This window comes from uncultured Lutibacter sp. (assembly GCF_937891065.1).
In the GTDB taxonomy this organism is placed as follows: domain Bacteria; phylum Bacteroidota; class Bacteroidia; order Flavobacteriales; family Flavobacteriaceae; genus Lutibacter.
In genome coordinates this window covers 1-20,193 of sequence record NZ_CALAEQ010000045.1, presented here as the reverse complement: position 1 = coordinate 20,193, position 20,193 = coordinate 1, and the positions used below count along the sequence as shown (strand labels likewise).

The 20,193-nt window shown below is 29.0% G+C and carries 25 protein-coding genes; 15 read left to right on the top strand and 10 right to left on the bottom strand.

The features are described from left to right. Positions 1–58: 58 nt before the first annotated feature. The 5 genes from Q0352_RS02730 to Q0352_RS02710 all read left to right on the top strand — a co-directional run bounded on the left by Q0352_RS02730 (position 59) and on the right by Q0352_RS02710 (position 4,365). Positions 59–442 carry a hypothetical protein gene (locus Q0352_RS02730; protein ID WP_299523228.1) on the top strand — a complete coding sequence of 128 codons (384 nt, stop codon included), beginning with the start codon at positions 59–61 and terminating at the stop codon, positions 440–442. Positions 443–646: 204 nt separating this feature from the next. Further along, positions 647–2,917 carry a TonB-dependent receptor gene (locus Q0352_RS02725; protein WP_299523225.1) on the top strand — a complete coding sequence of 757 codons (2,271 nt, stop codon included), beginning with the start codon at positions 647–649 and terminating at the stop codon, positions 2,915–2,917. A gap of 110 nt (positions 2,918–3,027) precedes the next feature. Continuing rightward, positions 3,028–3,708 carry a metal-dependent hydrolase gene (locus Q0352_RS02720; RefSeq protein ID WP_299523222.1) on the top strand — a complete coding sequence of 227 codons (681 nt, stop codon included), beginning with the start codon at positions 3,028–3,030 and terminating at the stop codon, positions 3,706–3,708. A 146-nt stretch (positions 3,709–3,854) separates the two neighbouring features. Beyond that, on the top strand, positions 3,855–4,076 hold the full coding sequence (locus tag Q0352_RS02715) for a hypothetical protein (protein WP_299523219.1): 222 nt from the start codon (positions 3,855–3,857) through the stop codon (positions 4,074–4,076). Between the two features lie 16 nt (positions 4,077–4,092). Beyond that, positions 4,093–4,365 carry a zinc ribbon domain-containing protein gene (locus Q0352_RS02710; RefSeq protein ID WP_299523217.1) on the top strand — a complete coding sequence of 91 codons (273 nt, stop codon included), beginning with the start codon at positions 4,093–4,095 and terminating at the stop codon, positions 4,363–4,365. Here the strand turns inward: Q0352_RS02710 and Q0352_RS02705 are convergent. Continuing rightward, complete coding sequence (locus tag Q0352_RS02705; RefSeq protein ID WP_299523214.1) at positions 4,362–5,249, bottom strand: hypothetical protein; 888 nt, start codon at positions 5,247–5,249, stop codon at positions 4,362–4,364. The two genes, Q0352_RS02710 and Q0352_RS02705, sit on opposite strands and share 4 nt — an antisense overlap. A 40-nt stretch (positions 5,250–5,289) precedes the next feature. On the opposite strand from Q0352_RS02705, the gene Q0352_RS02700 reads away from it, so the two are divergent. After that, complete coding sequence (locus Q0352_RS02700; RefSeq protein ID WP_299523211.1) at positions 5,290–5,661, top strand: TM2 domain-containing protein; 372 nt, start codon at positions 5,290–5,292, stop codon at positions 5,659–5,661. Between the two features lie 33 nt (positions 5,662–5,694). Here the strand turns inward: Q0352_RS02700 and Q0352_RS02695 are convergent, their stop codons facing one another. Beyond that, positions 5,695–6,621 carry a sterol desaturase family protein gene (locus Q0352_RS02695; protein WP_299523208.1) on the bottom strand — a complete coding sequence of 309 codons (927 nt, stop codon included), beginning with the start codon at positions 6,619–6,621 and terminating at the stop codon, positions 5,695–5,697. 72 nt (positions 6,622–6,693) lie between these two features. On the opposite strand from Q0352_RS02695, the gene Q0352_RS02690 reads away from it, so the two are divergent. The 3 genes from Q0352_RS02690 to Q0352_RS02680 are packed head-to-tail and all read left to right on the top strand — an operon-like array spanning position 6,694 to position 9,835. Beyond that, complete coding sequence (locus Q0352_RS02690) at positions 6,694–7,731, top strand: o-succinylbenzoate synthase (RefSeq protein ID WP_299523205.1); 1,038 nt, start codon at positions 6,694–6,696, stop codon at positions 7,729–7,731. Positions 7,732–7,786: 55 nt separating this feature from the next. Then, complete coding sequence (locus Q0352_RS02685; protein WP_299523202.1) at positions 7,787–8,746, top strand: CPBP family intramembrane glutamic endopeptidase; 960 nt, start codon at positions 7,787–7,789, stop codon at positions 8,744–8,746. Between the two features lie 12 nt (positions 8,747–8,758). Continuing rightward, positions 8,759–9,835 carry an AMP-binding protein gene (locus Q0352_RS02680; RefSeq protein WP_299523199.1) on the top strand — a complete coding sequence of 359 codons (1,077 nt, stop codon included), beginning with the start codon at positions 8,759–8,761 and terminating at the stop codon, positions 9,833–9,835. Here the strand turns inward: Q0352_RS02680 and Q0352_RS02675 are convergent. The 4 genes from Q0352_RS02675 to Q0352_RS02660 all read right to left on the bottom strand — a co-directional run bounded on the left by Q0352_RS02675 (position 9,827) and on the right by Q0352_RS02660 (position 13,196). Further along, positions 9,827–10,351 carry a helix-turn-helix domain-containing protein gene (locus Q0352_RS02675; protein ID WP_299523196.1) on the bottom strand — a complete coding sequence of 175 codons (525 nt, stop codon included), beginning with the start codon at positions 10,349–10,351 and terminating at the stop codon, positions 9,827–9,829. The two genes, Q0352_RS02680 and Q0352_RS02675, sit on opposite strands and share 9 nt — an antisense overlap. Positions 10,352–10,453: 102 nt before the next feature. Beyond that, entirely contained in the window at positions 10,454–10,756 is a 303-nt protein-coding gene (locus tag Q0352_RS02670; protein ID WP_299523193.1) for a hypothetical protein, read from the bottom strand. A 33-nt stretch (positions 10,757–10,789) separates the two neighbouring features. Continuing rightward, on the bottom strand, positions 10,790–11,506 hold the full coding sequence (locus Q0352_RS02665; protein WP_299523190.1) for a YebC/PmpR family DNA-binding transcriptional regulator: 717 nt from the start codon (positions 11,504–11,506) through the stop codon (positions 10,790–10,792). Positions 11,507–11,567: 61 nt separating this feature from the next. Then, positions 11,568–13,196, bottom strand: a complete 1,629-nt coding sequence (locus Q0352_RS02660) for an acyl-CoA carboxylase subunit beta (protein WP_299523187.1) — start codon at positions 13,194–13,196, stop codon at positions 11,568–11,570. A 133-nt stretch (positions 13,197–13,329) separates the two neighbouring features. Between Q0352_RS02660 and Q0352_RS02655 the strand changes: the two genes are divergently transcribed. Genes Q0352_RS02655 through Q0352_RS02640 form a run of 4 tightly spaced genes read left to right on the top strand, consistent with a single transcriptional unit; the run spans position 13,330 to position 15,400 of the window. After that, on the top strand, positions 13,330–13,698 hold the full coding sequence (locus tag Q0352_RS02655; RefSeq protein ID WP_299523184.1) for a DoxX family protein: 369 nt from the start codon (positions 13,330–13,332) through the stop codon (positions 13,696–13,698). A gap of 3 nt (positions 13,699–13,701) precedes the next feature. Continuing rightward, entirely contained in the window at positions 13,702–14,232 is a 531-nt protein-coding gene (locus Q0352_RS02650; RefSeq protein ID WP_299523181.1) for an NADPH-dependent FMN reductase, read from the top strand. A 2-nt stretch (positions 14,233–14,234) separates the two neighbouring features. Next, entirely contained in the window at positions 14,235–14,672 is a 438-nt protein-coding gene (locus tag Q0352_RS02645) for a MarR family transcriptional regulator (RefSeq protein ID WP_299523178.1), read from the top strand. A gap of 2 nt (positions 14,673–14,674) precedes the next feature. Beyond that, positions 14,675–15,400: a pirin family protein gene (locus Q0352_RS02640; protein WP_299523175.1), complete on the top strand. Its 726-nt coding sequence runs from the start codon at positions 14,675–14,677 to the stop codon at positions 15,398–15,400. On the opposite strand, the gene Q0352_RS02635 is transcribed toward Q0352_RS02640, so the two are convergent. Then, on the bottom strand, positions 15,397–16,479 hold the full coding sequence (locus tag Q0352_RS02635; protein WP_299523172.1) for a M14 family metallopeptidase: 1,083 nt from the start codon (positions 16,477–16,479) through the stop codon (positions 15,397–15,399). The two genes, Q0352_RS02640 and Q0352_RS02635, sit on opposite strands and share 4 nt — an antisense overlap. A gap of 412 nt (positions 16,480–16,891) precedes the next feature. Here Q0352_RS02635 and Q0352_RS02630 point away from each other — a divergent pair, with 412 nt between their 5' ends. Both Q0352_RS02630 and ettA read left to right on the top strand, forming a co-directional pair. Next, entirely contained in the window at positions 16,892–17,068 is a 177-nt protein-coding gene (locus Q0352_RS02630; protein WP_090123957.1) for a CAL67264 family membrane protein, read from the top strand. Between the two features lie 46 nt (positions 17,069–17,114). Next, on the top strand, positions 17,115–18,806 hold the full coding sequence (ettA, locus tag Q0352_RS02625) for an energy-dependent translational throttle protein EttA (RefSeq protein ID WP_299523167.1): 1,692 nt from the start codon (positions 17,115–17,117) through the stop codon (positions 18,804–18,806). Between the two features lie 50 nt (positions 18,807–18,856). Here the strand turns inward: ettA and Q0352_RS02620 are convergent, their stop codons facing one another. The 3 genes from Q0352_RS02620 to Q0352_RS02610 are packed head-to-tail and all read right to left on the bottom strand — an operon-like array spanning position 18,857 to position 20,083. Further along, complete coding sequence (locus tag Q0352_RS02620) at positions 18,857–19,258, bottom strand: DUF4878 domain-containing protein (RefSeq protein WP_299523164.1); 402 nt, start codon at positions 19,256–19,258, stop codon at positions 18,857–18,859. A 31-nt stretch (positions 19,259–19,289) separates the two neighbouring features. Further along, the gene (locus tag Q0352_RS02615; protein ID WP_299523161.1) at positions 19,290–19,904 is read right to left on the bottom strand and encodes a YiiX/YebB-like N1pC/P60 family cysteine hydrolase; all 615 of its coding nucleotides are present in this window, start codon (positions 19,902–19,904) and stop codon (positions 19,290–19,292) included. Beyond that, a complete protein-coding gene (locus Q0352_RS02610) occupies positions 19,898–20,083 on the bottom strand; it encodes a hypothetical protein (RefSeq protein WP_299523158.1) in 186 nt (61 codons plus the stop codon). Before Q0352_RS02610 ends, Q0352_RS02615 begins: the two co-directional genes overlap by 7 nt. Positions 20,084–20,193 lie beyond the last annotated feature (110 nt).

Here is a 20,193-nt window from a genome sequence, read left to right as displayed (position 1 = left end):
AAAATTGTATATAAATCAAAAATAAAGGATATTTTTATCTTTTAATATTAAGTGGTTAATGAAAAATCAATTTTTAGGTATATTTTTTTATTTACTCTATTTATTGGCAATGGTTAGACCGTTGATTCCAATTATAGAGTATCATGCCAATTATGATTACATAGCAACCGTACTTTGTGAAAATAAAGACAAACCTTATTTAGAATGCAATGGGAAATGTTATTTGGATAAACAAATTAAAAAAGCTAACCATAATAATCATGAGCATAAGTCTACTGTACCTCAAATTGATTTTGATAAATATCCAGTTTCACCATTAGATCAATATGCATTTCAATTAAAAGACCTTAAAGAATTACGCCTTGAACAATTTTTTGTTCATAAAAACACTACACAAACTTATTATAATTCCTTATTAAAGCCACCTCAATTAAATTCTTAATATAGTATTACTTTTTTATACGATATACAATACTAAAATAGTATTGTATAAAAATGCGTGTCTAATTATTGTATGTAGATATTCGCAGAGATATATAAAAAGTAATAGTATTAAACTTATTTAAAATAATAGGTTTATGTATTTGTAACAAAATCTCATGTTGTTACAACAAAGGATTCATAATAAAAATAGAATATAATCAAAATGAAAAAATATATACTACTAATTTGTTTAGTATTGCTAATTGCTACAGTTTCGTTTGCTCAATCAGTAAAAGTAAGTGGAAAAATTATTGATGAAAAGTCAAATGATCCCATAGAAAATGCCACAATCAAAGTTTTGAAAAACAACCTTTTTTCAGTTTCAAATGAAAAAGGAGAATTCGTTATAGAAGCTAACGAAGGTGATAAAATAGAAATTTCACACATAAGTTATAATACAATTATTGCTGAAGTTCAAAATCCACTAATTATAAAATTACAGTTATCACAAATTGAGCTTAATGAAATAATTGTATCGGCAAATCCATTGCAAGATATTTCACAATCAATTGTAATTAATGATGCTTCAAAAAGAATAAGTCAACCACGAAGTGTTGGGCATTTATTTAAAGATATTAAGGGTTTTGGAATTACAAAGAAAGGAGGATATGCTTCAGAACCTGTGTTTCGTTCATTTAAATATGAGCAATTAAACATTCAATATGATGGAGGTATGAAAGTGTTGAATGCTTGTCCAAATAGAATGGATCCAATTACAACACACATGATTCCTGAAGAAATTGAGAAAATTGAAATTGTAAAAGGACCGTTTACTGTTCGTTTTGGACAAAATTTTGGAGGAATTATTAATTTAGTTTCAAAAAATCCAACAAAAGGTCAATTAGGATTTCACGGAAGTGTTGAAGGTGGATATGAAACAAATGGTGATAATTTTGTTACAGGAGCTTCAATGTTATATGTGAATAATAAATTTGACATTCTTTTTAATGGTTCTTACAGAGATTTTGGAGATTATAAAGATGGAAATGGAACTGAAGTTCCTTCATCATTTAAAACTACAGATTATTCATTAAAAGTAGGGTTAAATCCAACGGAAAATCAGCGATTACAGTTAAGTTGGAGACAATCTTTTGGAAGAGATATTAAACATGCAGGTTTACCAATGGATTCACCTTATGATGATAGTTTTTTAATAGGTTTTGATTATAAGTGGAAAGAAATATCAGAAAAAGTTGAAAGTTTTTCAACGAAAGTTTTTCACTCTTATGTAGATCATTTAATGACTAATGAGGGAAGACCAAATTTTAAAATGACAGATTCAAGTTCTCCAGTAGAAGTTTGGACTTATGGTGGTAAAGCAGAATTGGTATTAAGACCTTCTGATAATTCAAAAATTTTCACAGGAATTGATGCTAATTTAATTGGTAGAGAAGGAAATAGAACTAGAATTGTAAAAGTAATGAACGGAATGCCTTTACCAACTCCAAAAACTTTTACTGATAAAATTTGGCAAGATGCCAGTTTAAATGATATAGGTGTTTTTGCTGAAGGGAAATTTAATATATCTGATTATACTACTTTAACAACAGGTATTAGATCCGATTTTATTTCAACTGCAATTGATGATCCAGCTGATGATTTTGTAGCTTTATATGGTGGTGAAATTGCTGATAAAACTGAAGTTAATGTAAGTGCAAATGTATCGGCTAAATATCAAAAGGATGGATTTCAAACGCAATTAGCATTAGGAAGAGGAGTTAGAACAGCTTCAATGATTGAGCGCTATATAAATCACTTTAATGTTGGTGTAGATCCATATGAATATGTAGGGAATCCAAATTTAAAACCGGAGGTAAATACTCAAATAGAGTTATCTTTTGTTAAAAATTTTAATTCAATTGAGGTTGGTGCAAGTGTTTTTTATTCATTCTTAACTGATTATATTCTGCCTGTTGTAAATGAAGATATTCCAAGAAAATTTATGCCTACCACACCTCCAATAGTTGCTAAGCAATTTATTAATATTGACAAAGCTTCACAAACAGGTGTTGAATTCACTTTTAATTACAAAGCAACAGATAAATTAACATTCACTTCAGATGTTTCTTATACACAAGCAGAAAATAAAGATTTTAATGAACCATTAGCTCATATTCCTCCATTTATGGCAAATTTAGGAGCGAAATATGAAGAAGATAATTTTTGGATTGCTTTAAGTTCACGTTTAGTAGCTAGTCAAAGTAGAATTGCAGCTTCCTATATGGAACAAGAAACTCCAGGATTTGGAACTTTAGATTTACGTGTTGGATTTGAGCCATATAAAGGGCTTTCAATTGGTGCAGCATTGTTAAATATATTTGATAAAACGTACTATGAGCACTTAAATTTCTCCTATAGCAACTCTGATATCCTCTCTGGAAAAATTTATGAACCAGGTAGAAATTTTACCACTTATATTAAATATAAATTTTAGTTTTTTATTCAATTTTTTATTTGTTTGTTAACCACGAAAATTAATTTTTCGTGGTTTTTTTTTGAATTAATTTTAGTAAATTGCAGTAAACCAACTAAAATATAACAAATATGAAAATAACTTATTTAGGGCACGCATGTATTAGTATTGAAACAAAAGACAAAACTTTATTAATAGATCCTTTTATTTCTGGAAATGAATTAGCAAAAGAAATAGATATAAATACACTTCAAGCAGATTATATTTTAGTAACACATGCACATCAAGATCATATTTTAGATGTTGAAGCAATAGCAAAACGTACTGGAGCAAAAGTAATTTCTAATTATGAAATTGTATCTTATTTTGGCAATTTAGGGATTGATGGTCATCCTATGAATCATGGAGGAAAATGGACCTTTGATTTTGGGACTGTACACTATACAAATGCAATTCATTCTAGTTCATTCCCTGACGGAACTTATGGTGGGCAACCAGGAGGATTTGTGATAGAAACAAGTCATCATAGAATATACATTGCTGGGGATACCGCTTTAACATATGATATGAAATTAATTCCTGAAATTATTGGGGAACTTGATTTAGCAGTTTTACCAGTTGGAGATAATTTTACAATGGGAGTAGAAGAAGCAATTAAAGCAAGTGCATTTTTAAATTGTAATAAAGTTTTAGGCTATCATTTTGATACTTTTGATTATATAAAAATTAATCATATTGAAGCTTTTGATAAATTTGCAAAGGCTAAAAAAGAATTATATTTATTACCCGTTGGAGATAATTTAAAATTATAACAAGCTTTTCATTACTTACTAAAACCATTTAAATCTGCTTCTTTTGCTAATTCAATAGTAGAAAAATATAAAAATGGATCCAAAGTTATTTGGGGTTTTTCAGGTTCAAATAAGTTAAATTTTTTTTAGAAAAAAAAATATTAAAAATGAATACAAATAAAATTATAGGAATTGTATTAATTATAGTAAGCTTATTTTTAGGCTATACTGGAATTAATAAAATAAGTGAAAGTTCAGTATCAGTTAAATTATTAGATCTAAATATAGATGTGTCTGATAAATCAGGCAAAGAAGAAGGTTATATTTATTTAGGATTGGCAGTAATTCTATTTGGAGGAGGTATATATATAGTGAAAAAAGGGAAATAACAATAACTATAAACATATGAAAAAATATAAAAATTGTCAAAGTTGTGCAATGCCATTAAATAAAGACCCAAAAGGAGTTGGCGGAGGTAAAAATGCTGATGGCCTGCCAAGTAATATGTATTGCAGCTACTGTTATGAAGATGGTAAATTTTTACAACCAGATATAACCGCAGAAGAAATGCAAGCTTTTGTAAAAGAAAAAATAAGAGAAATGGGCGGTTTTATGAAGTTATTTGCTGGTTATTTCTCTAAAGGAATTCCAAAATTAGAACGATGGAAAAAGAATTAATTATTTTTTATAATAGTTAATAAAGTTTTTTCACCTGTTTTTAAACGTGTTAATGTATTAATAGTATTTTTTTGATCAGTAATTTCAATTTTTGCAGTATTTGGCGAAATACTTCCAACATTTAAAGCAATTACCTTGATAGATGTTTTTTTTGAATTTAATGGAATTATAAGGTTTTTCGTTTTTTTACTGACGATATAGTTTTTTAGAAAAATTGTATCATTCACATAAATATTTATTTTATCTCCATCAACTTTTCCAGCATCAAAAATAGATAATTTAAGTGCAGAGGAAGATGAGAACATAGTCAAATTTTGATCAGGTTTTAAGATGTTCATTTTTAAGGAATCTAAGGTTTGAACAACACTTACACTAGATTTTATATCCTTATCTATTGATTTAGATTTTTGAATTAGTTTATCAATTTTTACAGCTTTCTTTTCTATTTTAATGATATTCTTAAGTTTAATTTCTCCATTTATACATGTGCTTCCATCATTATAACGTCCTTCAAAGTCGCCTTCTATATTTTTATTAGAATTTACATTGTTCATTTTTCCATTAAAATGAATGTAGCAAAAATCATAATCATCTATTTGAGATTTAGTATAAATAATTCCAACTTCCTTAAATGAAAAAGTATTATTTTTACTACTGTAAGAGCCAGTTATATTAGATTTTGTTTCGTGATTTCCACCAATATCAGTAATTGAATAACCAGAAATTAAATTATTATTTTCTAGCAAGTTTATTCTATAAGAGATAAAGGATGAATCATTTAATTTAATAACACCAAGGTATTCTTGTTCTATTTGTCCATAAATTAAACCACTATTAACTAAAAAGGTGAAAATAATTATAAAACAACTTCCTTTTTTGAGCATTTTTTGATTAGATTTGATTACAAACTTAAACTTTTATGTTATGAAATTAAAAATTATTTTATCAATGGTATTTTTATTATTGGTCACAAGTTTTAGCTATGCTTCTTTTCCTGTGAAAAGAGTCGCTGTGATTGATACAACTTCAGAAATCAGTAATGAATCAGTTACTGAAATATTAGTTTCTCCAGCTGCTGCTGGATCAGAAAAAAGTCAAGGTATTGCTTTGTTATTAGGTATTTTTCTAGGTGGTTTGGCAGGTCATAAATGGTATTTAGGTAATCCTTGGTATATTAATGTACTTTTTATACTTACTTTAGGAGGTCTTGGAATTTGGTGGATAATTGATATGATTCGAATAATAACAGGAGATTATCAACCTCATAATGGCAGTTATAAAGCAGATTTCTTTTAGTCTGTAAAATAAATATAAAAAAAGAGAGAGGTTTTAACCTCTCTCTTTTTTTATATCAGATTTTTTTTGGTGTGATTGAAGCCATTCAATTCTCAAATCTTCAGATTGTAAACCTGTGCCATCATGTTTCCATCCAGGCGGTTTAAAGAAATATCTTAACTTATTTTTAAATGAAGTTTTAGAGGTGAAAGCATCTTTAAATAATGCAAACCACTCATGAAAAGAAATTGTTAGAGGATTAAATGTTTGTATGTTAGCTGTTAACCCATAAATAACTTTTTCTTCGTTTAATTCAGCTTGAAATGTACCAAATATTTTATCCCAAATAATAAAAATACCCGCATGATTTCTATCTAAATATATAGGGTTTGACCCATGATGAACTCTATGATGTGATGGCGTATTAAAAATAGCTTCAAACCAACGTGGCATTTTATGTATCAATTCTGTATGAATCCAATACTGATATAATAAGCTAATACTCATTTGAGTGAAAATCATTATCGGATGAAATCCTAGTAATGGTAAAGCCAAATAGAATAAAAAGCTAAAAAAGCCACCAGTCCAAGTTTGTCTTAGAGCTGTACTTAAATTATATTTTTGAGATGAGTGATGAACGATATGTGAAGCCCAAAAAAAACGATTTTCATGACTTATTCTATGAAACCAGTAATAAAAAAAGTCTTGCCCAACTAGAACAAGTATCCAAGCCCACCAAACAAAAGGTATTGTAGTAAATCTAAAATTATCGTATAACAATGTAATTACAAAAACCACGATTAATTTACTAATCAATTCAATTAGGACACTTCCAATTCCCATCGCTAATGAAGCAAGAGTATCTTTTAAATTATATGCTTTCGGACTTTTGTTATAAATAATAACGCCTTCAATTAGCACTGTAGCTGCAAAAAAAGGAATTGCATATAAAATAATGTTTGGTATTTGAGGAATCTCCATTGAAATTATATTATTAAGTTGTAAGATAAAATAAATTTTCAAATAGTTGTATCTTTCAAACTTTATTAAAGGATGAAAGCAATATTTAAAAAATACATTTTAAATTTTAAACAAGCTAGTGGTACTTCTCGAGGTATATTGCGAACTAAAGAAACCTATTTTTTGAAACTTATTGATGGCAATAATATTGGAATTGGTGAGTGTTCAATTTTTAGAGGTTTAAGCATTGATGACAGACCAGATTTTGAAGAAAAATTACAGTGGGTTTGTGATAATATTAATAAAAACTTAGAACACTTATTAAGTGAATTAACAGAATTTCCTTCTATTCAATTTGGGTTAGAGCAAGGTTTTTTATCTTTGGAAAGCAAAAATTCTTATGAATTATTTCCTTCAAAATTTACACAATCTAAAGATTCAATAAACATTAACGGATTAATTTGGATGGGTAGTGAGGCTTTTATGAAGCAACAAATTAAAGAGAAATTAGTTTCAGGGTTTTCGGTTTTAAAAATGAAAATTGGAGCAATAGATTTTAATACTGAGATTTCGTTATTAAAAAGTATTAGAAAAGATTTTTCTTCCGAAGAAATTGAATTGAGAGTTGATGCTAACGGAGCGTTTCAACCTTCTGAAGCTTTAGAGAAATTAAAAATTTTATCAGAGTTTGAAATTCATTCTATAGAACAACCCATTAAACAAGGTCAGTTAAATGAAATGGCTAATTTATGTTCAAAAACTCCAATTCCAATTGCATTAGATGAGGAATTAATTGGTGTTTTTAATGTAACAAAAAAGGAAAAATTACTACAAATAATTAATCCCCAATATATAATTCTAAAACCTAGTTTGGTTGGTGGATTTAAAGGGAGTGAAGAATGGATTCAAATAGCTGATAAGCAAAAAATTGGTTGGTGGGTAACATCAGCATTAGAAAGTAATATTGGTTTAAATGCAATTGCGCAATGGACCTATTCTTTAAATTCTAAAATGCCTCAAGGTTTGGGAACAGGAAGTTTATTTACCAACAATTTTGAATGTCCGTTAGAAGTTAATAAAGGACATTTGCATTATAATAACACAAAAAGTTGGAATTTTAATTTACTATAAATAATGTCACACTGAGCTTGTCGAAGTGTTGTTTCAAAAAATCAAAACATAATATATGAAATTTATACAACAAGCATACAAAGGAAATAATGAGTGGTGGGCATATTTCGTTACTTTAATTATATTATTTTTTGGTTGGCAGTTTATTGGCGTAATACCATTAATTGGAACTGCATTTTACTATGCGGGTGATATGAATGAGTTTATAACTTCTGCAAATCATAGTTTTGCAACACTTGGAATTGATTCTAATTTATATTTATTATTAATTATTATAACCTTTTTGGCAGGCTTACTTTCATTGTTTTTTGGAGTCATAAAAATACATAAAAGGAAAATTGTAACGCTAATTACAAGTCGTGATACAATTGATTGGAAACGTATATTTTTCGCTTTTTCAATATGGGCATTAATTGGAATTGTAATGATTGCTGTTGGTTACTATATGTCTCCAGAAGATTATGTCTGGAATTTTAAACCCTTGCCATTCTTTTTCTTAGTACTGATCTCGTTCTTATTTTTACCAATACAAACTAGTATGGAAGAATTGTTGTTTAGAGGTTATTTAATGCAAGGTTTTGGAACTTGGTTTAAAAAATCATTTGTAGCATTACTTTTAACTTCTGTTATTTTCGGATTATTACATGGCTTAAATCCCGAAGTTGAAAAATTGGGGTGGATTAGTATGGTTTATTATATAGGAACTGGTTTGGTTTTAGGAATTTTCACTTTAATGGATGAAGGAACAGAATTAGCGTTAGGCTTTCATGCCGCAAATAATATTATAGCTGCGGTTTTAGTGACTGCAAACTGGACTGTTTTTCAAACTGATGCTTTATTAATTGATACTTCTGAACCATCAGTTGGTTGGGAAATGTTTGTACCGGTTTTAATTTTATATCCACTGGTTTTATTTATTTTTTCAAAAAAGTATGGATGGACAAACTGGCAAGAAAAGTTAATGGGAACGATACATAAACCTATTGAATTGAAAGAAGAAGAATTTATAGCATAAATTAGTTGAAAGATGAAAGCTGATAGTTCATTTCATATAAATTTTAAATTACAGGGAAGGTCATTTAGTTCGAAAGAAGAATTAATTGATTTTTCATTTGAAATTTCTTCTGAAGTACAAATCTTTTTGAAACAATGGTTTAATGAAGAGAATTTTGTTCAGGTGAAAACTTCAGGTTCAACAGGGAAGCCAAAGCTAATTCAACTTCAAAAAAAACATATGATTAATAGTGCATTGGCAACAGGCACTTATTTTAATTTACCAGAAAATACTACGGCACTATTGTGTATGTCTCCTAATTTTATTGCAGGTAAAATGATGTTTGTAAGAGCATTAACTTTAGGTTGGAATTTAGATGTTGTTCAGCCAAATTCAAATCCATTAAAGAATATCAATAAACAATATGATTTTTCTGCAATGGTTCCTTTACAGTTGTTTAATTCAATTTCTCAAATTAATTTCATAAAAAAGCTGATTGTTGGAGGTGGAGTTGTTTCAAATGAATTGTTGAATAAAATTCAAAATATTGATACTGAGGTATTCGCAACTTATGGGATGACAGAAACCATAACGCATATTGCAGTTAAAAAATTAAATAATTTTAATTCTGTCATTTCGAATGCAGACGAGAAATCTCACTATAAAATATTACCAAACATTACAATTTCAAAAGATAATAGAGATTGTTTAGTGATTGATGCACCAAAGGTGTCGAACGAATTAGTAATTACAAATGATTTAGTTGAACTTATTTCTTTAAAAGAATTTAAATGGTTGGGTAGATTTGATACCATTATTAATTCAGGCGGAATTAAATTGATTCCTGAACAAATTGAAGAAAAATTCTCAAAAATAATTCATCAACGGTTTTTTGTTGCTGGAATTACAGATGAACTATTAGGTGAAAAATTGATTTTAGTAATTGAAAGTAGTAGCGATACAGTTTCAAGCGATGAAATTTTATGGAACATTAAAAACTTAAAATTAGTAACTCGTTTTGAAATTCCTAAAGAAATTTATTTTATTGAACAATTTGTAGAAACACCAACAAATAAGATTCACAGAACTGAAACTTTAAAGTTACTTTAAAAATTGTTTTGTAAATGGGTATTTGTAAGGTTGCTTATTAAGAACTTTAATACTGTTCAAAACAATAATAATTGAACTGAATATTCCTAAAAACATTAATATTGGTAGGCCTATAATTACAATGAGTAAAAGAGCTCCAATAAAAAGATAAATCCACATTGTAAGCTGAAAATTAATAACATCTTTAGCGTGTTTATCTATATCTTTTATTTCATCTTTTTTCCAAAGCCAAATTAAAATGGGAGGTAAAAGGAGTATGAAAAATCCGCTTAAATGAATTAACGCTAATAATGTAGTATCTTCTTTTTTAGTATGTTCATATTGAAAAGAAGAAATTTCATTGAAATTTATATCTAACGCTTCCGCAATTTTTTCTAAAGTATAAGATCGTGGATCAACTTCATTATTTTCAATTCGTTGAATAGTTCTTGTGCTAATATTGGTTTTTTCAGCAAGAATTTCTTGTGTTAATCCTTTTTGAACTCGTATCGATTTTATTTTTTCACCTATAGTCATAATAATTGTTGTTTTAATAGGTCAAAGGTATTTTATAAAGGTACTAATTAGCAACTACTTTTAGACGACATTTACCCGACATTCAAAATAAAACAGCTATTATTAGAAATACCTGCTGAAAATTTTAACAAGCACCAATACTTTAACAACAATTAAACCACTAAAAAACCAAATAGGAGTTTTTACAGTTTCTTTTAATTCAAAATATGCCAGTTTTATAGATGCAGGCATATTTTTTAACGTAAATTTTTGATTGCACGAAATACAAATTGATTCACCAGATTTCCCTCCAGACAAAAAAGGAATTTGAACTAAGTGCTTGTAAACTCCAATAATAGATACTTTTGTGGAATTTTGAGTATTACATTTTGGGCAAGTTACTTCATTTGAAGTTTCACTTTTCAAAATGAAATTTTTTTTACCAGCTAAAAACATAAATTATAGTTCCATTGAATGGTATACATTTTGTACATCATCATCGTCTTCAAGTTTTTCTAACAATTTTTCAACATCTGCTTGTTGTTCTTCGTTAAGCTTAGAAATAGTTGTTGGAATTCTTTCAAAAGCAGAAGATAAAATTTCTATATTATTTTCTTCAAAATAACTTTGAAGAGCTCCAAATTGCTCAAAAGGTGCATAAATAATAATCCCATCTTCATCATCAAATACTTCTTCTACTTCGTAATCAAGTAATTCTAACTCTAAATCTTCTAATTCAGTTGTAATATCTTCTTTTTTTAATGTAAAAGTACATGTACGATCAAACATAAAAACTACAGAACCAGAAGTGCCTAAGTTTCCGTCACATTTATTAAATGCAGCTCTAACATTAGCAACAGTTCTATTGTTATTATCCGTGGCAGTTTCTACAATAATTGCAATACCGTGAGGAGCATATCCTTCAAATAAAACTTCTTTATAATGACTGGTGTCCTTGTCAGCAGCTTTTTTAATGGCACGTTCAACATTTTCTTTTGGCATATTTGCTGCCTTTGCATTTTGCATTACAGCTCTTAAACGTGAGTTTGTATCAGGATTTCCACCTCCATCGTTAATAGCCATTACAATATCTTTACCAATTCTAGTAAAAATTTTTGCCATTGCTGACCAACGTTTCATTTTTCTTCCTTTTCTAAGTTCAAAGGCTCTTCCCATAATTTAAATCTTATTTTAAGTGTTGCAAATATAATTATTACTAACTGTTTTTACAATTGTTTTACACTTGAATTATACCTAAATTAAATTGTTTTTCAATAGGAGCGTGGTTCGCTGCTTCAATACCCATGGAAACCCATTTTCTAGTATCTAACGGGTTAATAACAGCATCAGTCCAAATACGTGCTGCTGCATAATATGGAGATGTTTGTGCATCGTACCGTTTTTTAATCGACTCTAAAATTTCTTGTTCTTTTTCTGAAGTAATTTTCTCACCTTTTTTCTTTAGTGAAGCAGTTTCAATTTGAAGTAAAACTTTGGCAGCTTGTTCTCCACCCATAACTGCTAAACGAGCCGAAGGCCAAGCTACAATTAAACGAGGGTCGTATGCTTTTCCGCACATAGCGTAATTTCCTGCGCCGTATGAATTCCCTATAATAATTGTAAATTTAGGAACTACAGAATTACTTACCGCATTAACCATTTTAGCACCATCTTTTATAATGCCTCCATGCTCACTTTTACTACCAACCATAAAGCCAGTTACATCTTGCAAAAATACTAACGGAATCTTTTTTTGGTTACAGTTCGCGATAAATCTAGTTGCTTTATCTGCTGAATCTGAATAGATTACACCTCCAAATTGCATTTCTTTTTTTGCGTTTTTCACAACTTTACGTTGGTTGGCAACAATCCCAACTGCCCAACCATCTATACGTGCATAGCCGCAAATAATAGTTTTACCATAGTCTTTTTTGTACTCTTCAATTTCTGAATTATCAACAATGCGTTTAATAATTTCGTGCATATCGTATTGCTCACTTCTTGAAGCAGGCAATATTCCAAAGATATCTTTTGGGTTTTCAATTGGTAGCATAGATTCTTTTCTATTATAACCTGCTTTATCAAAATCTCCAATTTTGTCAACAATATTTCTAATTTTATCTAATGCGTCTTTATCATCAATTGCCTTATAATCTGTAACTCCACTAATTTCACAATGAGTTGTTGCTCCACCCAAAGTTTCATTATCAATGCTTTCACCAATTGCAGCTTTCACCAAATAACTTCCAGCTAAAAAAATACTTCCAGTTTTGTCCACAATCATTGCTTCATCACTCATAATTGGTAAGTAAGCTCCACCCGCTACACAACTGCCCATAACAGCAGAAATTTGTGTAATTCCCATACTGCTCATTACTGCATTGTTTCTAAAAATGCGTCCAAAATGCTCTTTGTCTGGAAAAATTTCATCTTGCATTGGTAAATACACACCAGCGCTATCAACTAAATAAATAATAGGTAATTTATTTTCTATTGAAATTTCCTGAGCTCTTAAATTCTTTTTTGCCGTAATAGGAAACCATGCTCCAGCTTTTACAGTTGCGTCATTAGCAACTACAATACACTGTTTATTATTAATATATCCAATTTTAACAACTACACCACCGGAAGGACAACCGCCGTGTTCTTCATACATTTTGTTACCTGCTATTGCTGCAATTTCAATAGAATCAGAATTTTTATCAAAGAGATAATCAATTCGTTCTCTTGCTGTTAATTTTCCTTTTGATTTGTGTTTTTCAATCTTTGCATCTCCACCGCCTTTATAAACGTTTAAAAGTTTCTTTTTTAATTCCGTTAATAGAAGTTTGTTAAAATCTTCGTTTTTATTGAAGTTAATATCCATTTATTGTTGCTATTTATGTAGGGCTAAAGTACGAAATCAATGTTAATTAGTGTTGAATATTTACCTAAACAATAAATACCTAGGTAAATATAATTATTTTATATATATTTGCCAAGAATTTAAACTTTAAAAAATGAAAACAAATAAAATTATCTATTGGATTAGTACAGGTTTATTAAGTGCATTGTTATTAATGTCTGCAGTAATGTATGTATTCAATCATTCGGAAATAACCGGAATGTTTACTTCATTTGGTTATCCAACGTACATAATCTATCCATTGGCTGTTGCAAAAGTTTCGGCAGTTGTCGTATTGTTAACTCAAAAACAATCTAAAATTAAAGAATGGGCTTATTCCGCGCTGTTTTTTGAATTTATATTGGCATTTTTTGCACATTATATGATTAGTGATGGGGATCATATGGGGGCAATTATAGCTATTACATTATTAGTTATTTCTTATATATTCGGAAGAAAACATTTTAACTTTAAAACAATTTAAAAAATGAAAAAAATTATAACTATTGGAGCAAGTACAAGCAAAAAATCGATAAATAAAATATTGGCAGAATATACAGGTGGGTTATTAACAGATATTAATTTAATAAAAGTTGATTTAAACGATTACGAAATGCCCTTATTTTCAGTTGATTTTGAAAGTGAACATGGCAGTCCAAAAGGAGCAATTGAATTAAATGACATTATTAATGAAGCAGATGGTTTTATTATTTCATTTGCGGAACATAATGGTGCTTACTCTTCGGGATTTAAAAATGCATTTGATTGGCTTTCTAGAATTAATGGGGAAGTTTGGAGAGATAAACCAGTGTTATTATTGGCAACCTCACCTGGAGCAAGAGGAGGTCAAACGGTTTTAGATATTGCTTTGGGAAGATTTCCATTTATGGGAGCAAAAATAATAGGGAATATGTCGGTACCTTCATTTTTTGATAATTTTAAGGATGGAGAAATGATTAATAAGGAGTTGAAATTAAGCCTAAATAAATTAGTTGAAGATTTTAAACAAGCAATTTAGAGATGGCAGAATTTTCTAAAGAAATAAATTCAACATTCCCAAATGAGTGCGTAAAAGCATTATTAAATATCAAGTTTACAGCCAATTATTTAGACAATATTGGGAATTCAATTTTAAAACCTTTTAATATTTCTGAACAACAGTATAATATTTTAAGAATTTTAAGAGGAGCAAAAGAGTCGATTACCGTAAATACCGTTAAAGATAGAATGGTTCAAAAATCACCAAATTCTACACGATTAATGGATAAATTATGTGATAAAGGGTTAATTGATCGGGTACGATGCGAAAATGATAGACGTGTTGTTTATGTAAAAATAAATGATAATGGATTGGCATTGTTAAATAAAATAAATATGAATGAATTTGACAGTTGTTTGATTAAAATTTCAGAAAAGGAGTCGAAACAACTCAATGATATTCTAGATAAATTAAGATAAAAATGAAAACAACAATATATAAAGCAAATGAAAGAGGAACTGCAAATCATGGATGGTTAAAAGCTAATTTTTCGTTTAGTTTTGCAAATTATTATAACCCTGAAAAAGAAAATTTTGGAGCATTACGTGTTTTAAATGATGATATTATTGATGCTGCAATGGGGTTTGGGACACATCCTCATGATAATATGGAAATTATTACCATACCGTTAGAAGGTGCTTTAAAGCACAAAGATTCTATGAGTAATAAATGGATTGTAATTGAAACAGGTGAAGTTCAAGTAATGTCAGCAGGAACGGGTTTAATGCATTCTGAAATGAATAATTCTTCTTCTGAACCAATTAACTTGTTTCAAATATGGATATTTCCTAATAAAAATGGTGTATCACCTCGATATGATCAAAAAAAGTTTGATGCGTTAGCTAGAAATAATAAATTACAAGTGTTAGTTTCATCAATTGATGATAATGAAATTAATGAGAGTCTTAAGATACATCAAGATGCACAAATTTCAAGAATTGATTTAAGTGAAAATACAGAATTTAACTATCAATTAAAATCTGAAAATCACGGAGTTTATATGATGGTTATTAACGGTGAAATTATTATTAAAAATGAAGTTTTATCAAAACGTGATGCTATAGGTATATCTCAAACTAAAACTATTAATTTAAAGGCTAAAACTATTTCAGAAGTACTTTTTATAGAAGTTCCAATGTTATTTTAATCTCTTTTATTCAATATTTTCATCATTTCAATAGCTGCTACTTTCCCTTTTTCTTTTACAAAATCTCTAGCTGTTTCATCACCAATTTCATAGGTTACAGCTGTAGCCTTAAAAGTTGTTAAAAACCAACCTTTTGAAACAGGTTGTGTGCTATCATCTCTAATTTCATTAGGTTCGTAATCTGGGAAAGTGGTATCAATTGCTCCAAACCATTCATCATAAAAATGAGGAATTGTTGTACCTTCGATAGTATGACTTGTATAGTATAAATCTTCCTGAGTTGAATGAAAATCGATGCCTAAAATTACTTTGCCTTTAGATTTTTTGGAAGCTTTTACAATTGCTTTTGTAATAGCTTTTACTTCAGGTTGTCTGTAAAACCCCCAATCTCTGTTTAAATCTATTCCGTTGGCATTATGTCTCCAATGTCCTAAATCTACACCATCTGGATTTACAATTGGAAATACTAAAACTCTATACTTTGAAAAAAATGTTTTTGACAATTCAGAATCATTTAGAATTGTTTCTAAAAAACTTTGAAAAGCTATAAAACCAGATATTTCTGGAGGATGTTGACGAGAAAGCAACACAATAATATCTTTGTTTTTAGGATCTCCTATGTATAAATCTAACATTGGAAGGGGTTTCCCTAAAACAGATTTACCAATAGTTTTATAACGTGCCAAGTTAGAATTTGAATATAAAAGTTGTGAATACCAATTTTTAGTGTCGGTAGAAGTAATAATTTCTTGTGCAGCAACTATAAGAGGTTTTTTGGTGAGGGCTAATTTAACCGTGTAAATTGAGTCTAATAAATATACATTTTCATTAGAAATTGACTCCCATTCAGTTGCCTCAGTTTTTAATTTTGGAATATATCTATGCTCATAATCTTTTGGGTATTTAAATTGAACGTAAATATTTTTATGTGTTTCAGACCAAATTTTAAATGCGTAATAAGCACTGTTATTTATTGGTGCATTTTCAGGATATATTGAAACAGCAATTAAAGTATCGTTTATTTTTTCAACATTATTTAACCTAGCACCATCAAAATCATTTGATATATTAATATTCATTGATTCAAGATTATAAACCTTTTTTGTCTGAATAAATATCTTTTTATTATTGGTGTCAAATGGATTTTCTGCAATTACTGGCTTAACAATAGAGCAGTTCGTAAATACAATACTTAAAAATAAAAAAGAAATAAATTTTAAGACTAATTTGGAGATATTCATTTTAAAAATAGATATGTAGTTGATTTATATGCAATATTATTAAATTTAATTTTAAAATGTAGCAATGATTTATACATTCTGATTAAGAGTTGTTGAAAATTTTAAATAAATAGTTGATGATACGTAATAATTTGTTGAGAATTTGACATAAAATTATCTAATGAATCTGTTTTTGAGGTTTTCATTATAAAATTTACGATATTTGCAAACTGCATATTTTAAAATTATTAACATTAAAGCATAAAGTAAGATGAATAAAAATACGGTTTTGGCTTGGGCAACGGCAATTATGATAATTGTTGGATTAGCACTTATTGCTCTTGGAGCTTTTAGATATGATGATGTGGCAGGTTGGGGATTTGCTTCTGTAGGAATAGGGTTTTTTGCTATTGCTTGGGTATTTAACGCTTTAAAAGGAAGAGTATAAAACTTTTCTAAATACAAATAACAATTAACATTTATTAGAATAAACTATGGCTGACGATAAGAAAGTTATTTTTTCAATGTCTGGAGTAAGTAAAACATACCAAGACGCAAATAAACAAGTTTTAAAAAATATTTATTTAAGCTTTTTTTATGGAGCTAAAATTGGAATTTTAGGTTTAAATGGATCGGGTAAATCTACCTTGCTTAAAATTATTGCTGGATTAGAGAAAAATTATCAGGGAGATGTGATTTTTGCACCTGGCTATTCTGTTGGTTTTTTATCTCAAGAACCTCATTTAGATGAAACTAAAACCGTTTTGGATATCGTTAAAGAAGGTGTTGCTGAAACAGTAGCAATTTTAGATGAGTACAATAAAATAAACGATATGTTTGGCTTAGAAGAAGTATATTCTGATGCTGACAAAATGGATAAGTTAATGGCCCAACAGGCTATTCTTCAAGATAAAATTGACGCTGCAAATGCGTGGGAATTAGATACCAAATTGGAGATTGCCATGGATGCATTACGTACTCCTGAAGGTGATACACCTATTAAAAACTTATCGGGAGGTGAACGAAGAAGAGTAGCATTGTGTAGATTGTTATTACAAGAGCCTGATGTATTATTATTAGATGAGCCTACAAACCATTTAGATGCGGAGTCTGTACATTGGTTGGAGCATCATTTAAAACAATATAGTGGAACTGTAATTGCAGTAACACACGATAGATACTTTTTAGATAATGTTGCTGGTTGGATTTTAGAATTAGATAGAGGTGAAGGGATTCCTTGGAAAGGAAATTATTCATCTTGGTTAGATCAAAAATCGAAGCGTTTAGCACAAGAATCTAAAACAGCTTCAAAACGTCAAAAAACATTGGAACGTGAGTTGGAATGGGTGAGAATGGCACCAAAAGGACGTCATGCAAAATCGAAAGCTCGTTTAGCTAATTATGATAAGTTAATGAATCAGGATCAAAACAAGTTGGATGAAAAACTAGAAATTTACATTCCAAATGGTCCTCGTTTAGGAACCAATGTAATTGAAGCTACGGGTGTTTCAAAAGCATATGGTGATAAATTGTTGTATGAAGATTTAAATTTTAATTTACCTCAAGCTGGAATTGTAGGTGTTATTGGTCCAAACGGAGCAGGAAAAACTACCATTTTTAGAATGATAATGGGTGAAGAAACTCCAGATAAAGGAGAATTTAAAGTTGGTGATACTGCTAAAATAGCTTATGTAGATCAAAGCCATTCAAATATTGATCCTGAAAAAACCATTTGGCAAAATTTTGCCGATGAACAAGAATTGGTTTTAATGGGAGGTAAGCAAGTGAACTCTAGAGCTTATTTAAGTAGATTTAACTTTTCTGGAAGTGAACAAAACAAAAAAGTGAGTGCACTTTCAGGAGGTGAACGTAACCGTTTACATTTAGCAATGACATTGCGTGAAGAAGGAAACGTTTTATTATTAGATGAGCCAACAAACGATTTGGATGTAAATACATTACGTGCATTGGAAGAAGGTTTAGAGAACTTTGCAGGTTGTGCAGTGGTAATTAGTCACGATAGATGGTTTTTAGACAGAGTTTGTACGCATATTTTAGCTTTTGAAGGTAATTCTCAAGTGTATTTCTTTGAAGGTTCTTTCTCAGATTATGAGGAGAATAAAAAAACCAGACTTGGTGGCGATTTAATGCCGAAACGTATTAAGTATAAAAAATTGATTAGATAATTAATATACTAAAAAATCCCAGAAGATATTCCGGGATTTTTTTATTCATACTATACTTTTATAAACCACTTTCCGTCTATTTTTAGAAGATCTGCATTTTCATTATCTGTATCCCCATTATTAAAATGAACGGTGAATTTTACTTTTGCAGATTTTCCATCTTCAGCTATAGTTTCCTCGGTTATTTCAACATTTTTAATACCATCTTTTTTCTCATGTTGCTCAAATGCCATAGCCGCAAGGCCTTCCATTTTTTTTGCTTCTGCTTCTGAAAATTTTTCGCCTTTTCCTGAAATATATATTTTTGAAGCTTTTTCAAATTGTTTATTTTTCATGAAATCATAAGCTTCTACAATGGCATCTCCAGGCGATGAAGTTACACTTGAACATGAGTTTAAGCTAAAAGCTACAGCTGCTATTAATAGGATTGTGTAAATTTTTAAATTTTTCATAATTACAGTTTTAAATTAATATTTATTTAGATTAAATTATTCTAGTAAAAAATGGGGCTTTAGTAAATTCTGAGGGATATATTATATTATGTTTTCCGAGGATATAGTTAAATTCTTTTGAATTTATTTTTAAGTTAGCACCGCAAGTATTAAATGCCTTTATAACTAGTTCTGTACAATATAATTTTGAATCTGTTGTTAGGTCATATTTATTATCAAACTCATATTTATTTTTATAAAACGAGTTAGCTTTTTTAACCACTTTATCTAAAAGAAATGCGTTATAATTACTTCTATAAATAGCAAATTTTGAAGTGTTTTTAGGATTTATAAATTCAGATAGTGTCTCTTTTTTTAAAATGTTGTTCTTGCACGGAACTGCGTGTATTACATAAGGCTTATTATTCTCGATAGCTATAATTCCTATATGAGTAAATTCAGAACTAGCATCAGCTAAAAAAACAGCAAAACTTTGTGTAGAGCGTCCACAACGTAAAATTAAATCGCCGTTTTGTAGATTCTTAAAATTGGTAGATGAGGTTACCTCGTTTTTAAAATTAAATTTAAAATAACTTAGTACTATGAAAGTAATTATTGCCGATAAAACAATAAATAAAGTAGTGAAATATTTTTTTGAGACTAGCATTGCGTAAAAATTAATTGTTTATCCAATGCTATTTTAATTGCATATTTATTGAGAGAAAATAAACTAAAAACAATTGGGATAATTATTCCTAAAAAGATATAATTTGGATTCTTAGATTCAGTAATAAGTACATTTAAAAATAAGGAAAGTTCAGCCAATATAATTACATTCTTAATCATAACACAGAGTTTTAATCTGGGGCTAGTTCTTCTTATGATTAATTTAGAAAGTAGTACTTATAAATTTAATAAAAAATGTTGTTATTTCCAAGTTTAGAATGGGAAAAATA